Below are 13984 nucleotides of genomic sequence, written 5' to 3' on the forward strand. Positions count from 1 at the left end.
GCCTGCCCGCCAGTTCCGAAGGTCACTTCACCGCCGCATTGCCGCCATCGGCAAACAGCGCCGCTCCGGCGACGAAGCTTGCCATCGGGCTTGCGAGGAAAAGAGCGGCCTGCGCGATTTCCTCCGGCTCGGCAATGCGTTTCATCGCATGCAGCCCGGCGGCCCAGTCCTTTTGCGCCTGATCACCGGCCATGGGCGTGTCGACACCGCCGGGCAACAGCGCATTGGCGCGAATGCCGCTCACGGCATAATCGGCGGTAATGCCTTTCACCAGACCCATCAGACCCGCCTTCGCAGCGCCATAGGCGGACATGCCGGGGATGCCGACGCTAGTGCCGACGAAGCTTGAGGTGAAGACGATGGATCCGCCGCCTCGCTGCAACATCGCGGGAAGTTGATAGCGCGCCCCCAGAAAGGCGGACGTCAGGTTGACGTTGAGGACATAGGCCCATTCGTCAGGCGAAATCTCCGCCATCGGCTTCGCCGCACCAACGCCGCCCGCATTGTTGACGGCGATATCGACCCCGCCGAACACGCTTGTAGCCGCATCTGTCAGCCGCGCATGGGTTTCCGCAACACCGGCGTCACCGGCAACTGCGTGTACACGGCCACCGGCTCCACTGATCTCGCCAGCAACCTCCTCCAGCGCCTTCTCGCCACGCGCATTGATGACGACGGCAGCGCCGTGAGCGGCAAACAGCGTCGCCGTCGCGCGACCGATGCCGGATGACGCGCCGATGATGATGGCAACTTTATTGTCGAGTAGTTTCATATCCTTGGCCTCCGTTGAATGGAGGCCAAGGGATAGGGAGATGACGAGGTTGCAGCCACCCGATTCCTGCCGGAGCGGGTGAAAAAGCGGCTTATTCCAGCGGCAGCGCCACGACACGCAGATTGCCCTGCGCATCCGCCACCATCATATGCGCATTTTTGCGGCCTTCGGATTTCAGCCCATTGACACGGACCAGCACATCGCCCGGAACTTCCATGAAATCCTGACCGACTTCAACGATCACATCGCCGGCCTTCATGCCCTTCTGTTCGGCCGGGGAACCGGGATCGACGCTGGCCACCAGCACGCCTTCCACGCTTTCGGCAATGCCCTTTTCGGTACGCAACTCGTTGCTCAGCACCACGAGGTTCATGCCGAGCACGCTCTGCGGTGCTTCACGCACTTCCGGCGTCTGGTCCTGTGCCTGATCGTCGCCACCGTCATTGTCTTCGGGCACAACCATGCCACCGTCGCCGTCTTCGCTCTGCTGCTCGTCGGTCGAGGCCTTTTCGTCGGCCGTATCCTGCAATTGACCAAGCTTGACCTTCACGGTCTCTTCCTTGCCGTCGCGATAGACAACAACATCGACTTCCTTGCCAACCGGGCTTTCTGCCACGATGCGCAGGAGATCACGCATCTCATTGATGTCCTTGCCGTCGAATTTCAGGACGACATCGCCAGCCTGGATTGGGCCGTTCTCCACCGGTCCGCCCTTGGCTACGCCTGAAATAAGCGCACCCTTGGCGCTATCCATGCCAAGGCTCGCGGCCACATCATCAGTGACCGGCTGAACGCGAACGCCGAGCCAGCCGCGGCGGGTCTCGCCGAATTCGATGAGCTGCTGCACGATATTCTGCGCAAGCTCCGTCGGCACGGCAAAACCGATACCGATCGAACCGCCGCTCGGTGAAATGATCGCCGTATTGATGCCGATGACCTCGCCCTTCATGTTGAAAAGCGGACCGCCGGAGTTACCCTTGTTGATCGCCGCATCCGTCTGGATGAAATTGTCATAGGGGCCGGCATTGATGTTGCGGCCGCGTGCGGAAATGACGCCCACGGTCAGCGAACCACCGAGGCCGAAGGGGTTGCCGACGGCCATCACCCAGTCGCCGATGCGCATGCTGCGCGAATCACCGAACTTGACGGCTTTCAAAGGCGCTTTCGGCTCCACTTTCAAGACGGAAAGGTCGGTCTTGGTGTCTGTGCCAACAAGCGTCGCCTTGAGTTTCGAACCATTCGGGAAAATCACCTCGATGGCGTCGGCACCCTCGATGACGTGGTTGTTGGTGACAACGTAGCCCGCCGGATCGATGACGAAACCCGAACCCAGCGAACTCACCTTTTCACCGCCCTCGGGCTTCTGGCTGTCGAAATAGTCCTTGAAGAATTCCTGGAAGGGCGAGCCCTCCGGCAGACGCGGCGGAACCGGGCCTTTGCCCGTGGTCTTGACGTTCTGCGATGTGGAAATATTCACCACCGCATCGAGCAGCGGCTCGGCGAGATCGGCCACCGATTCCGGCCCGTGGCTCTGCGCTCTTGCCGCAACCGGCGCCGAAAGGCTGCCCGCCACAAGCGCGATGCCCGCAACGGCGGCGATGCTGCTGCGAAAAGGCGAAAGAAGGGTCACGGCCATAAGCGTCCTCGCGTTTCAAATCGTCATGCCCTGCTTATATCGTCAAAGCATAAGGCGGAATGATGAAGTGTAAAAATACCTTTTCGTGAACAGGCGGGAACGCCTTGCCCTTAGCCACAGCATTGGCACGAAAACGGACCAAAAAGAAAGGGCCGGTAAAAACCGGCCCCTCCAAAATCAATTGATCCGTTATCAGTTCGCCGGCGCTGGCGCAGGGGCGGCGGGAGCGGCAGGTGCCGCACCGTCGATATTGTTGAAATAACGGAAGAAGGTCGAATCCGGGGACAGGACCAGCGTCGTGCCGGTGCCGTTCAACGCATTGGCGTAGGCAGACATGGAGCGATAGAACTCGAAGAAGCTAGGATCGCGCTGGAAAGCCTCGCCGAACACCTTGTTGCGTTCGGCATCGCCTTCACCGCGCAGCACTTCGGACTGACGGCGGGCGTCCGACTCGAATTCGACGACCTGACGGTCGGCGATGGCACGGCGGCGCTGTGCTTCTTCGTTACCGCGGGCGCGGATCAGTTCGGCTTCAGCCAAACGTTCCGATTTCATGCGCTCGAAGGTCTGCTGCGAGACTTCCTGCGTGAGGTCCGTGCGACGGATGCGGACATCGACGATGCTGATGCCGAGCGATTCCGCATCGGGGCGCAGATCGTCACGCACTTCCTGCATCATCGATGCACGCGCATCCGAAAGCGCCGATTCGAAGCCGCGCAGACCGTAGACCCGGCGCAGCGACGCATCGAGACGGGTGCGCAGGCGCGATTCCGCCGACATCTGGTCACCCGAGACCGTCTGCCGGAAGCGGCGTGCATCCGTGATGCGATAGACCACAAAGGCGTCAACCTCGTAGAATTTGCCGCCGGAAACCTGAACACGGATATTGTCGTGATCGAAGCGCAGCGCCCGGTTCTCGACATATTGCACCCGGTCGGCATCCATGAAGGCGAAGGGCAGCTTGAAATACAGGCCAGGTGACGTTTTCACGTCCTGGATTTGACCGAAGCGGACGACGATGGCCTGCTGGCGCTCGTTGACCACGAAGATCGACGAATAACCGAGGAAAAGCAGGACGGCGAGACCGACAAGAACGGCCGTAAGACGGTTACCCATATCAGTTGCCTCCCTGCTGTGCTGCGCCCGGATTGTTGCGCATGATCTCGTTCAGAGGCAGATAAGGCACCACGCCCTGTTTCTCGTCGATGATGATCTTGTTGGAGCCCTTCAGAACCTGCTCCATCGTTTCCAGGAACATACGCTGACGGGTCACGTCAGGCGCCGTGCGATACTGGTCATAGATGGAAATGAAGCGCTGCGCCTCACCCTGTGCCTCGTTGACGACGCGCGATTTGTAAGCGTTCGCCTCTTCGAGGATCTGCGCGGCCTGACCGCGGGCGGCACCGAGCTTCTGGTTGGCGTATTGGTTGGCTTCCTGAACGAAACGGTCTTCGTCCTGTTCGGCACGCTGCACTTCGTCGAAGGCATCGGCCACTTCGCGCGGCGGCGCCGCATCTTCAATGGCAACGGCATTGATGGAGATGCCGGCACCATAACCGTCCATGGTGGACTGGATGATGCTGCGCACGTCAGAAGCGATTGCCTGGCGGTTGTCGCGGAAAATGTCCTGTGCCGGACGACGACCGACGACTTCGCGCATGGCGCTCTCGGAAACCTGCTGCAGCGTTTCGGCCGGGCTGTCGACGTTGAAGAGATAGGATTTCGGATCTGAAACCGTATAGAGCACTGAGAACTGCACGTTGACGATGTTCTGGTCGCCCGTCAGCATCACGCCGCTCGACGAAGACGACGAGGCGCGCGAGCCGATATTCTGCTGCTGTTCCGTGACCTTGACGATTTCCACCGTCTCGATCGGCCACAGATGGAAATGCAGGCCGGGCATCGAGATTTCGTCCTTGGGACGTCCAAAACGCAGTTCCACACCGCGCTCATCCGGCTGGACGGTATAGATGGACTGGATGCCGAGAAAAACCAGCACGACGAGAACCACAATGGCGATTGCGCCGCCGTTGAAGCCGCCGGGCAACACATTCTTGAAACGGTCTTGGCTGCGCCGGATGATCTCTTCGAGATCGGGCGGGCCGCCATTGCCGCCGCCGCCGCCGCGAGGCCGGTTAGGCCCCTGCCCCCAAGGGCCGCCGCCGCCGCCCTGGTTGTTTCCTCCACCGCCGCCGCCCCAAGGGCCGCCGCCGCCATTCTGATTGCTCCAGGGCATCAATACCTCTTTATAAAAGCCTCTCCCGGTTCCGTTCGAAAGCGATTGCTCGCGTGCGGCGGGAATATGGACCCGTTATAGGAAGGAGAAGCGTCCGTTTCAACGCAGAGGTGGTAACTAAATACCCGATCCGGGTAAATAGTTCACTTTGCCGCGGCTCTTCGCACATAAGTGGTAAACAGAACCGGATAATTGTCCTTTTCCCCCGCAGGAGCGGGGATTTCCTCGGTTTTCTCAAAAACGGCGGGATCGATTTCCGGAAAAAAAGTGTCGCCATCGAGTTTTACCGCCACATGGGTGACGGAAAGTTGATCGGCAAAGGGCATGGCCTGACGGTAAATCTCACCGCCGCCGGCGACAAAAACCTCGTCCACGCCCAGTTCCGAAGCCTTCGTCTTTGCAAGCCTGACGGCCTCATCCAGCGACGAGACGACATCGACACCTTGTGGTCGGTAATCGGCATTGCGGCTGACGATGATATGCGGGCGGCCCGGCAATGGACGCTCGCCGACGGATAAAAACGTCTTGCGCCCCATGATGAGCGGCTTGCCCATCGTCGTCGCCTTGAAGCGCTTGAGGTCGGTGGAGAGTTTCCATGGCATGTCGAGGTCGCGGCCAATGACGCCGTTTTCGGATACCGCGACGATGATGGTGACGCGCGGCTCGCTCATACCGCGATCGGCGCCTTGATGCTTGAATCGGCCTCGTAGTTTTCCAGCGTAAAGTCCTCGAACTTAAAGGCGAAAAGGTCCTTCACATCCGGATTGAGTCGCATCGTCGGCAACGCCTTGGGCGTACGCGTCATCTGCAGCCTCGCCTGTTCGAAATGATTGGCATAGATATGCGCATCGCCGAGCGTATGGACGAAATCGCCCGGCTTCAGGCCGGTGACCTGCGCCACCATCAGCGTCAGCAGCGCATAGGACGCGATGTTGAACGGCACGCCGAGGAAAATGTCGGCCGAACGCTGATAAAGCTGGCAGGACAGCTTTCCATCGGAAACATAGAACTGGAACAGGCAATGGCAGGGCGGCAGCGCCATGTCGTCCACCAACGCCGGGTTCCAGGCCGAAACGATGTGACGGCGGGAGTTCGGATTGGTTTTCAGAGCCTCGATCAGAAGCGCGATCTGGTCGATATGGCGCCCGTCAGGCGCCGGCCAGGAGCGCCACTGCGCGCCATAGACCGGACCGAGATCGCCGTTTTCGTCAGCCCATTCATCCCAGATGGAAACGCCGTTTTCCTTGAGATAGGCGATATTGGTGTCGCCCTTCAAAAACCACAGCAGTTCATGAATGATGGAGCGCAGATGCAGTTTCTTGGTGGTGAGAACCGGAAAACCTTGCGCAAGATCAAAACGCATCTGGTAACCGAACACCGAGCGCGTGCCCGTGCCGGTGCGGTCTCCACGGTCGGAGCCGGTTTCCATCACATGCCGGAGAAGATCGAGATATTGTTTCATACGTTCTGCCGCCGATTCCCTGATATCGAGGGAATATAATAGCACAGGGCGGCAGAACCAATCATCGGGGAAACGCTTATCCCCGCCTTTCAGGAAAAATCAGAGGGATTGCAGTTTCCCGAGTTCCTTGGCGACCAGATAATAAAAGGTCACGCGCGACTTGGAGCGGTCCGCAGCCATGGCCTTGGCGACAGCATCGATTGCCTGATCGGCCGTACCGTCGGTCACGCCGAGCTTCTTGCCGCACCAGCTCGCCTTCACCCGTGCAAGCTCTTCCGGATCGGAAGCGGACACCAGCGAGGAATCCCGATTGCGCAGGGCAATACCGAGATGCTTGACGATCTTGCCGACCACGGCTTCGTCGGCTGCTGCGTCGTATTTCTTCACATCTGCGAGATAGTCAGTCATGTCCACTCCTTCGTGTGTCCCCGGCGCCACGTTGCTTCTGCTGACCGGTTGCATGGAGAATGGGACAGCAATCTCTCGTCGTCAAGAATTGTCTAAAGTGCGGGCGGCAATCACGAAACCTTTTCATGGAATTGTCATCACCCCCCTTTTCTCAGGCGGTCGAAACGCCTATATGAGCCTTGCCGGGGCAACCCGGCTATGGCGATAAACGGTCGGTGTAATAAACCTATTGGACCCGGGGGCGGTACCCGGCGCCTCCACCAAAAACCGGCGGACTTTCATGAAATGAAGGCCGGCTTTTGATGGGGGCGAAATAGGATCGACAAGGGCGTAAAGATCGAACTTTTGCTCGGCATGATACCGCCGTTATCGGGTCACAAGTGTAGTTGCAAACGACAACAACGCTAAGGAATATGCTCTCGCTGCCTAATGGCGGTGCGGGAATTCCGCTCTAAAGTCCTTACGGTTAGCCCCGTAAGGCGGGGTTCGGAGGTACCTGGCAACAGAAACCTCCACCTTCTCCATTTTGCCTGAATTGGTTATATGATAGCTGACTTGCGAACGGCGTCGGCTTTTCCGTTGCTGCCGTTCGGGACATTGCGTATACTTGGGCAACGCGTAAGCGTCAGGATCGGAAATGGTCCCGACTCAATGATTACGCGAAGATTCAAAGTGTTACAGCGTCCTTGGCGCGCAGGCCGCGCCGCACATGAAAAGACGTTCGAATAAGGGAAAGACAGGACCGCATGGGGCAGGATCATATCCGTTACGACATTCTCGCACAGGATGCCCTTCGCGGCGTTATTCGTAAGGTTTTGGGTGAAGTGGCCGCAACCGGCCGTCTGCCCGGCGACCACCACTTCTTCATCACCTTCCTGACCGGTGCGCCGGGCGTGCGGATTTCCCAGCACCTCAAGGCGAAATATGCCGAGCAGATGACTATCGTTATCCAGCATCAGTTCTGGGACCTGAAAGTCACCGAAACCGGCTTCGAAATCGGCCTGTCCTTCTCGGATACGCCGGAAAAACTGGTCGTTCCCTATAACGCCATTCGCGGTTTCTACGATCCTTCCGTCAATTTCGAGCTAGAATTCGACGTGCCTCTGGCCGAAGAGGCGGAAATCGAAGACGCGGAGATCACCGCTTATCCCGTTTCCCATGAAGCAAAGCCCGCTGCCGCTTCCGAGACGCCCAAATCCGGCGAGGAAAAGAAGGAAGGCTCGGTCGTTTCGCTGGATGCCTTCCGCAAAAAGCAATAACGGCTTTTACGCCGAGCTTACGAAACCCGAGGAGACATATCCCCATGGCGGCCGATATCGTCAATCTGCGACAGTTTCGGAAACAGAAAGCCCGTAGCGAAAAAGAAAAGCAGGCGGAACAGAACCGCCTGTCCTTCGGCCGCACCAAGACCGAAAAAAATCTCACCTCGGCCCTGAACGAAAAGGCCGAAAGGGCGCTCGATCAGGGGCGGCTCGAAAAAAACGATGACGGGACCGGCAAAGACTGACAGGTCGGCCGACCGTCGCGGATTTCGGGACTATCGGACAAGAATCGAAAAACAGGGACTTGCCGGGGAGACATGATTGAGACCTCCAACCGGTTTCACCGGAGACCGATCTGATGATCCGCAAGCACTCCGCGACGTTGCACGGTCACCGCACCAGCATTTCACTCGAGGACGCCTTCTGGGACGAGCTGAAAACCATTGCGGAAAGACGCAAGATCAGTTTCGCGGCGCTGCTCGCCGAAATAGACGACAACCGCTCCGCCGACAGCAATTTGTCCTCGTCACTGCGGGTTTATGTGCTGAACTGGCTAAAAACCCGCTGAGGTTTTCCGGCGTGAGTAAAGACACGCAATCGATCACGACCTGTGGATGCCTCTATCCGGATTTGTCCCCCGGACTACAAAAATTACTGCCAAAAACTCGTAACGCCGTGAAAGCATTCATTAAACATTGGCGGCCTAGTGTGCGCTGCAAGGCATTTCCCGTATTGCGTAGCCTTGCATTCAAATACCGTTTTTCCAGACTTTTCTCATCCACCACGAAGCCTTCCCGGGTTCCCGCCGTAAGGGAGCGAGTTTGCCGAGAAATTCTCGACTCATGCTCGAGGATGATGCAACGTTCCGGGATCGGTTTCCCCACTTTCTCAATGTGAAGGCAGATAGCCTTCCCCTGCCCACAAGCTTACGGCGTGGCGGGAGCGTTTTCAGGCGCCAGTTGCCGGATCGCGTTTTCCGTCGGAGGCACCACCAGAACCGGCGCGGATTGCCGCTCGGGCGTCGGCTGTGGCTCCTGTTCCTGTTCCTGCTGCTGCTGTTGCAACCGCTCCTGCTGTTCCTTTTCCTGACGCAGACGTTCTTCGGCCGCAGCCTTCAAACGTGCCTCTTCTTCGGCCTTGGCCCTGGCCTCCGCCTCGGCCCGTTCTTTCTCGGCCTGCCGCTCGGCCGCCTGAGAGCGATAAAGCGCCACTTCGCGGCGCAGGCGCTGCTTTTCGAGAACGCTGGCCTGCATGGCCTCAACCCGGCGGCGCTCCTTTTCGAAAGCCCGGAGAGAAAGATAATTGCTGAGCGCCGCAACATCGGTCGTCAAAGCAGGGGCTGCAAGCGGACCGTTATAATTCAAGCGCACCGAAGGCTCGGCCCCCGCAACCGTTTCTGTACCGGGATTGAACAGGAGATCGAGGTCGCCGTTCACCGTCGAAGCCGCAAGATCGACGGTCGCATCGGCCGTCAGCGTTACCGGATCGATCCCCGCACGCAAATTCTTGAAATGAAGCGCGCCGCCATTCAGCGAGAACGGCAAGGCCACATCGCCAAGCCCGATTTCACCCTGCCACAGGTTTTGGTCCACCAGCGGCCGCACCTTGGGCGCGTCGATCGGCTGCTGCAAACCATCGGCCGCCTGCAGGATCGGCGGCAAGGCTCCGGGATTAAGCCCCTTCAACACGAGCCCGCTGGCCCTGATTTCACCCGAGCCACCCGCCGATCTCAGCATTTCACCAACGCTTTTGCCGGTCGATTCGGCTGTGAGATCAATAGCAACCCGGCCTGTCGCAACAGGACCGTTGGCATTGGTCCACAGGATCGGCTCCGGATTGGCGTCGGTCACCGCGATCTTCGTGCGGAAAATGCCCGCACCCTCGCCCGTCGACATGGCAAGCCGTCCCGTAAGTTTGCCGCCCATGAAGGTGCCGGCAACATCGTCGAGCGAGAGGCTGCCCGCATCATGCGTGACCTTGGCCGAAACACCCGTGATCGTGCCGAAAGGGCCGGCCTCGAAGCTTTCCGCTTTCAAGGCAAGCGAAGCCTTGAGCTGCGGGAAAGCGGCCATGGCCAGCGGCTTGGCGTTGAGCGCCCCGGTTTCCGGATCGATCACCGGCCCATAGATCGCGTCACCCAGCCAGGCGAGATCGGCCGTTCTGACCGCAAGATCGCCGGTGACGGGATAGGGCGCGGCGCGCTGGAAAGAGAGGTTGCCCGAGAACGGATTTCCGCCTGCCTGCCCGCCTATAGAGGAAAGCACGATCTTTTGCCCATCCACCGCCACTTTGGCATTTGCCTTCAACGCCAAGCCGCCACCAAGCTGCGGCAGACCGACGGCGTTCATGATGAGATAGGGCTCGATGTCAGCGCTTTCGAGCGCCACGTCGGCGGTGCCCTCACCGAAATTGGCGGACGAAACGGCAAATGAACCGTTCATCGAAAAATGCGTGCGCTCCGTCGAGAAGCGCAGTTCCGTCTGGGCGGGCGAGCCGAGCGTACCGTTGAGCTTGATGGATAGAAGGCCCTCGCCATCCGCATCGAAGGGCAGCGGATCGAGCCCCGCCTGGCCGAACAGGATAGCCGTCGACTGGTTCTTCAGAACCGCTTCCAGCGACATGGCGGTATCATCGGTGATCGACAGAAAATCCGGCATCTTGGCCACAGCCGACAGCCGGCTGCCATTGACGGTGCCGGAAACGGCGACATTGGCGCCGCCTTTTTCGCTATTGACCGAAACATCCATTGAGAGATCGGAATTGGCGTACCAAGGCGCGCTCGCCGCCAGACGGCTGAGGAATGGATGGTTCGGCAATTTCTGCTGCAGCATGGTGAAGAACGGCTGCATATCCGCCGCATGCAGGTTCACCGTGCCCTTGCCCGCATATTTCAGCAGCGAGCCCTGCAGCTCGCCCTTTGCCCTGACCTCCGCACCGGCGATGTCTCCGGCCGTCATGTTTTCCAGCGAGAGAACGCCCCCCGCCATGGTGAAGGCGGTCTCGACATGATTGGCGGTTACACCAGCCATGTTGAACCGGTCAGCCTTGAATTTCGCCGTAATGCGGTGGTCGAGAACGGAACTGCCAACCTGGTCGCCAAGCGCCAGACTGCCGAGCGCCTTCAGCGCATCGAGATCGATTTCGTTGCCGGCAAGATCAATGGAAAGATTGGAGGTCTTGCCGTCGGAGCGGCGCTCCAGCGCGCCCCTCAGCGACGCATCGCCGACTGCAAGCTCCAGATTGTCGAAACGCTGGTTGAGCGTGGTCAGCGAGACATCGGCGGAAAAGCCGGCGGCATTGAGCTGGCGGATCGCCGGATCGACGGAACCGGAAAGCCAGTTCGCCAGACCCGAAGGCTGGTTGGAGGCAAGCAGCAGATTGCCGTTGAAAGCGGGGCCGCCGAGAAGCGTCAACGATCCCTTGGCCTCGAGCTGCGTCCGGCCCGGCAGGGTTGCCACGGCATTCACAACCTGCCAGCCGCTGCCGTCCGGGCGCACATCCAGCCTGATGTCGCGAATGGTTGTGTCATCGGAAACCAGCGCCGGAAGGCTGATGCTGGCCTTGCCCGGCACCGGCGGCACCGGAATGCGGGCCACCATGGCCGCAAAGGCCTCGATGCGCTGTCGCACCGAGACGGTGGGCTGGCGTGAGGTCTTGCCCGTCTGCAAGACCGGCGGCGCGAAACGGGCGACATCGATCTGCTGGCCATCGGCCGTCAGCAGGAATTCCGGCTTGGCGCCGGTATCGAGCATCGCCTCACCGGTCACCACATAGGGATTCTCGCTGCCGCCGAGTTCCATACGGTAGCTCGGTATGCGCACGCTTTCATTGGTCAGTTCGAAATTGCCGCGGGTGCGCGGCGAGGAAAACAGCGATTGTCCGGCCTGCTGCTTCTGCTTTTCGTCCTCGCGGAAACTGAAGGAGAAAGAGCCGCTATAGGCTGGTTTTCCCGCCGTTGCGGCAATCGCGCCGTCGAGATCGACCTCGACCGGATGTTCGTCTGGCGACAGCCTTACCCTGAGCCCCATTCGGCCGGCGGCATAATCCGGCTCGCTGCTGGAGAGCGAGAAAGAACCCGGATGCCCGTCGACGGCGGCGCGTCCCTCCGCCTTCCACGGCCCGGCCAGCGAATTGGCGGACATATCGGCGTTGAGGCCGGTCACGACACGGTTGCGGCCGGATTGCTCGTCGATGAATTCTATCTGCCCGCCTTCGATCTGTACGCTTTCCAGAACCACGGTGCGGGCGGGAATTTCCGCCCGGCTGCCACGCATCCAGTCCAGCGTGCCGTCTTTCAGCAGCCTTATCTTGGCCTTGGGTTCCTCGATCCGCATATCGAAGATACGCGCCTCGCCGGAAAGGAAAGGCGCAAGCTCCGCATCCATGGAAAAACGGGCCACCTGAATGAGCGGCGATCCATCCGCATCCGTTCCGGCGCGCACATCATGCAATGTTACCGAAGGGAAAGGCAGGATACGGGCTTCGACGCGCCCATGGACCACCACCTTCTTGCCGAGAATACGGCTTGCCTGGTCCTCGAAATCGCGGCGGAAATCCGTCCAGTCGACGAAATAGGGAATAAGCAGCGCCGAAAAAAGCACCACGGCCAGCAGTCCGCCCAGAAAAACCAGAATACGTCCGAGCACTGACCTGCATCTCCCTTCGCGAACGCTGCAAACCTATCCTTTTTTGCCTTAACGGCAAGCAGCCATTTGTACCAATCAAATATGAGAATGATCAGACAAGACGGAACAACTTGCCCGGATTGAAGATATTATCGGGATCGAGCGACGTTTTGATGGCACGCATCAGATCCAGTGCATTTCCCGCTTCTTCGGCCAGAAAACTCATCTTGCCCTGGCCGATGCCGTGTTCTCCGGTGCAGGTGCCGTCCATGGCGATAGCCCGGCGGTTGAGGCGGGCGACAAAGGCCTCGGTTTTCGCCACGCTTTCCGCGTCCTTGCCATCAAAGAGGATGAGGACGTGGAAGTTCCCGTCGCCCGCATGGCCGACGATGGGTGCGAGAAAGCCGTTTTCCTTGATATCCTGCTGCGTTTCCACCACGCAGTCCGCCAGCCGCGAAATCGGCACGCAGACATCGGTGGACAAACCGTCGAGATGTGGCGCGAGCGCCCGCGAAGCCCAATAGGCATCATGCCGGGCCTTCCACAGCTTGTTGCGCTCGGCCGCATCGCTGGTCCAGCGGAAATCGACGCTACCGCATTCCGCCGCGATCTCTGCAAATTGCTGCGATTGCAGGGCCGCCGTCTCTTCGGTGCCGTGGAACTCCACGAACAGCGTCGGTTTTTCCGCGTAGTTCAGGCCGGAATAGGCGTTGCAGGCCCGCACCTGCACTTCGTCCAGCAATTCGATGCGCGCAACCGGAACACCCATCTGGATCGTCATGATAACGGCGTCACAGGCCGCCTGAATACTGTCGAAGGTGCAGACGCCACCGGCGATCTTTTCCGGGATGCCCTGCAACCGCAGCGTAACCGAGGTCAGAACCCCAAGCGTGCCCTCGGCGCCGACGAAAAGCCGCGTCAGATCGTAACCCGCAGACGACTTGCGGGCGCGCCGTGCCGTGCGGATTTCCTCGCCATTGGCAACAACGGCGGTAACGGCCAGCACATTGTCCTTCATCGTGCCGTAACGCACCGCATTGGTGCCCGACGCCCGCGTCGAGGCCATGCCGCCGATAGAAGCATTGGCACCCGGATCGATCGGAAAAAACAGGCCGGTATCACGCAGATAGACATTGAGGTCCTCGCGCGTCACGCCCGGTTCCACCGTCACGTCAAGATCTTCGGCGTTTACCTCAATGATGCGATTCATCCGGCTGAAATCGATGCATATTCCGCCGTCAGGCGCATTGACCTGCCCTTCCAGCGAAGAGCCAGTTCCGAAAGGAATGACCGGCACCTTATAGTGCGCGCAGGCTTTCACCACGGCCTTCACGTCATCGGCGTTCTCGGCAAAAACGACACCATCAGGCGCCTGCAAGGTCAGATAGGTGGTGGTATGGCCATGCTGCTCGCGAAACGCCTGCCCGGTCTGGAGCTTGTCACCCAGTTGCTGCTTCAGTACCGCCAGTGCCAGGGCAATGCCCTCGTCGTTGCGTTTTCCCGCCACCACATCTTTCAGCGCCATCGTCCGTCTCCACCGCAACATCTGCCCGTAACGGATTCGATCCGTTACGAAATTTCGT

12 protein-coding genes and 1 other RNA gene are annotated in these 13984 nt (G+C 59.6%); 4 read left to right on the top strand and 9 right to left on the bottom strand.

Going from position 1 to position 13984, the window contains the following annotated elements:
• Window positions 1-22: 22 nt before the first annotated feature.
• The 7 genes from O9X91_RS04415 to O9X91_RS04445 form a co-directional block, all read right to left on the bottom strand.
• Window positions 23-772, bottom strand: a complete 750-nt coding sequence (locus O9X91_RS04415; protein WP_269833425.1) for an SDR family oxidoreductase — start codon at window positions 770-772, stop codon at window positions 23-25.
• 91 nt (window positions 773-863) lie between these two features.
• The gene (locus O9X91_RS04420) at window positions 864-2408 is read right to left on the bottom strand and encodes a Do family serine endopeptidase (protein ID WP_269833424.1); all 1545 of its coding nucleotides are present in this window, start codon (window positions 2406-2408) and stop codon (window positions 864-866) included.
• A 192-nt stretch (window positions 2409-2600) separates the two neighbouring features.
• Entirely contained in the window at window positions 2601-3524 is a 924-nt protein-coding gene (hflC, locus tag O9X91_RS04425) for a protease modulator HflC (RefSeq protein ID WP_077981712.1), read from the bottom strand.
• 1 nt (window position 3525) lies between these two features.
• Window positions 3526-4644 (bottom strand): FtsH protease activity modulator HflK, encoded by a 1119-nt coding sequence (gene hflK / locus O9X91_RS04430; protein WP_077981711.1) that lies wholly within the window; start codon window positions 4642-4644, stop codon window positions 3526-3528.
• A gap of 143 nt (window positions 4645-4787) precedes the next feature.
• Entirely contained in the window at window positions 4788-5315 is a 528-nt protein-coding gene (locus tag O9X91_RS04435; protein ID WP_137410668.1) for a dihydrofolate reductase, read from the bottom strand.
• Window positions 5312-6106 (bottom strand): thymidylate synthase, encoded by a 795-nt coding sequence (locus O9X91_RS04440; protein ID WP_077981709.1) that lies wholly within the window; start codon window positions 6104-6106, stop codon window positions 5312-5314. Before O9X91_RS04440 ends, O9X91_RS04435 begins: the two co-directional genes overlap by 4 nt.
• A gap of 99 nt (window positions 6107-6205) precedes the next feature.
• The gene (locus tag O9X91_RS04445; RefSeq protein ID WP_003522365.1) at window positions 6206-6514 is read right to left on the bottom strand and encodes a DUF2853 family protein; all 309 of its coding nucleotides are present in this window, start codon (window positions 6512-6514) and stop codon (window positions 6206-6208) included.
• A 142-nt stretch (window positions 6515-6656) separates the two neighbouring features.
• Between O9X91_RS04445 and ssrA the strand changes: the two genes are divergently transcribed.
• The 4 genes from ssrA (at window position 6657) to O9X91_RS04465 (ending at window position 8344) form a co-directional block, all read left to right on the top strand.
• Window positions 6657-7031, top strand: a transfer-messenger RNA (tmRNA) gene (gene ssrA, locus O9X91_RS04450).
• A gap of 229 nt (window positions 7032-7260) precedes the next feature.
• On the top strand, window positions 7261-7773 hold the full coding sequence (locus tag O9X91_RS04455) for an SspB family protein (protein WP_077981708.1): 513 nt from the start codon (window positions 7261-7263) through the stop codon (window positions 7771-7773).
• 44 nt (window positions 7774-7817) lie between these two features.
• A complete protein-coding gene (locus O9X91_RS04460) occupies window positions 7818-8021 on the top strand; it encodes a DUF4169 family protein (RefSeq protein ID WP_077981707.1) in 204 nt (67 codons plus the stop codon).
• 113 nt (window positions 8022-8134) lie between these two features.
• On the top strand, window positions 8135-8344 hold the full coding sequence (locus tag O9X91_RS04465) for a ribbon-helix-helix domain-containing protein (RefSeq protein ID WP_003522362.1): 210 nt from the start codon (window positions 8135-8137) through the stop codon (window positions 8342-8344).
• A 358-nt stretch (window positions 8345-8702) separates the two neighbouring features.
• Here O9X91_RS04465 and O9X91_RS04470 read toward each other — a convergent pair whose 3' ends face one another.
• Window positions 8703-12422 carry an AsmA family protein gene (locus tag O9X91_RS04470; RefSeq protein ID WP_142911596.1) on the bottom strand — a complete coding sequence of 1240 codons (3720 nt, stop codon included), beginning with the start codon at window positions 12420-12422 and terminating at the stop codon, window positions 8703-8705.
• A 91-nt stretch (window positions 12423-12513) separates the two neighbouring features.
• Window positions 12514-13926 carry an FAD-binding oxidoreductase gene (locus O9X91_RS04475; protein WP_269833423.1) on the bottom strand — a complete coding sequence of 471 codons (1413 nt, stop codon included), beginning with the start codon at window positions 13924-13926 and terminating at the stop codon, window positions 12514-12516.
• Window positions 13927-13984 lie beyond the last annotated feature (58 nt).

It is taken from the genome of Agrobacterium salinitolerans, from assembly GCF_027498475.1.
Lineage (GTDB): Bacteria > Pseudomonadota > Alphaproteobacteria > Rhizobiales > Rhizobiaceae > Agrobacterium > Agrobacterium salinitolerans.

Excerpts from the sequence above, each read along its gene's own strand:
- O9X91_RS04415 (WP_269833425.1), bottom strand. The coding sequence starts at position 772 with ATGAAACTACTCGACAATAAAGTTGCCATCATCATCGGCGCGTCATCC.
- O9X91_RS04420 (WP_269833424.1), bottom strand. The coding sequence starts at position 2,408 with ATGGCCGTGACCCTTCTTTCGCCTTTTCGCAGCAGCATCGCCGCCGTT.
- hflC (WP_077981712.1), bottom strand. The coding sequence starts at position 3,524 with ATGGGTAACCGTCTTACGGCCGTTCTTGTCGGTCTCGCCGTCCTGCTT.
- hflK (WP_077981711.1), bottom strand. The coding sequence starts at position 4,644 with ATGCCCTGGAGCAATCAGAATGGCGGCGGCGGCCCTTGGGGCGGCGGC.
- O9X91_RS04435 (WP_137410668.1), bottom strand. The coding sequence starts at position 5,315 with ATGAGCGAGCCGCGCGTCACCATCATCGTCGCGGTATCCGAAAACGGC.
- O9X91_RS04440 (WP_077981709.1), bottom strand. The coding sequence starts at position 6,106 with ATGAAACAATATCTCGATCTTCTCCGGCATGTGATGGAAACCGGCTCC.
- O9X91_RS04445 (WP_003522365.1), bottom strand. The coding sequence starts at position 6,514 with ATGACTGACTATCTCGCAGATGTGAAGAAATACGACGCAGCAGCCGAC.
- O9X91_RS04455 (WP_077981708.1), top strand. The coding sequence starts at position 7,261 with ATGGGGCAGGATCATATCCGTTACGACATTCTCGCACAGGATGCCCTT.
- O9X91_RS04460 (WP_077981707.1), top strand. The coding sequence starts at position 7,818 with ATGGCGGCCGATATCGTCAATCTGCGACAGTTTCGGAAACAGAAAGCC.
- O9X91_RS04465 (WP_003522362.1), top strand. The coding sequence starts at position 8,135 with ATGATCCGCAAGCACTCCGCGACGTTGCACGGTCACCGCACCAGCATT.
- O9X91_RS04475 (WP_269833423.1), bottom strand. The coding sequence starts at position 13,926 with ATGGCGCTGAAAGATGTGGTGGCGGGAAAACGCAACGACGAGGGCATT.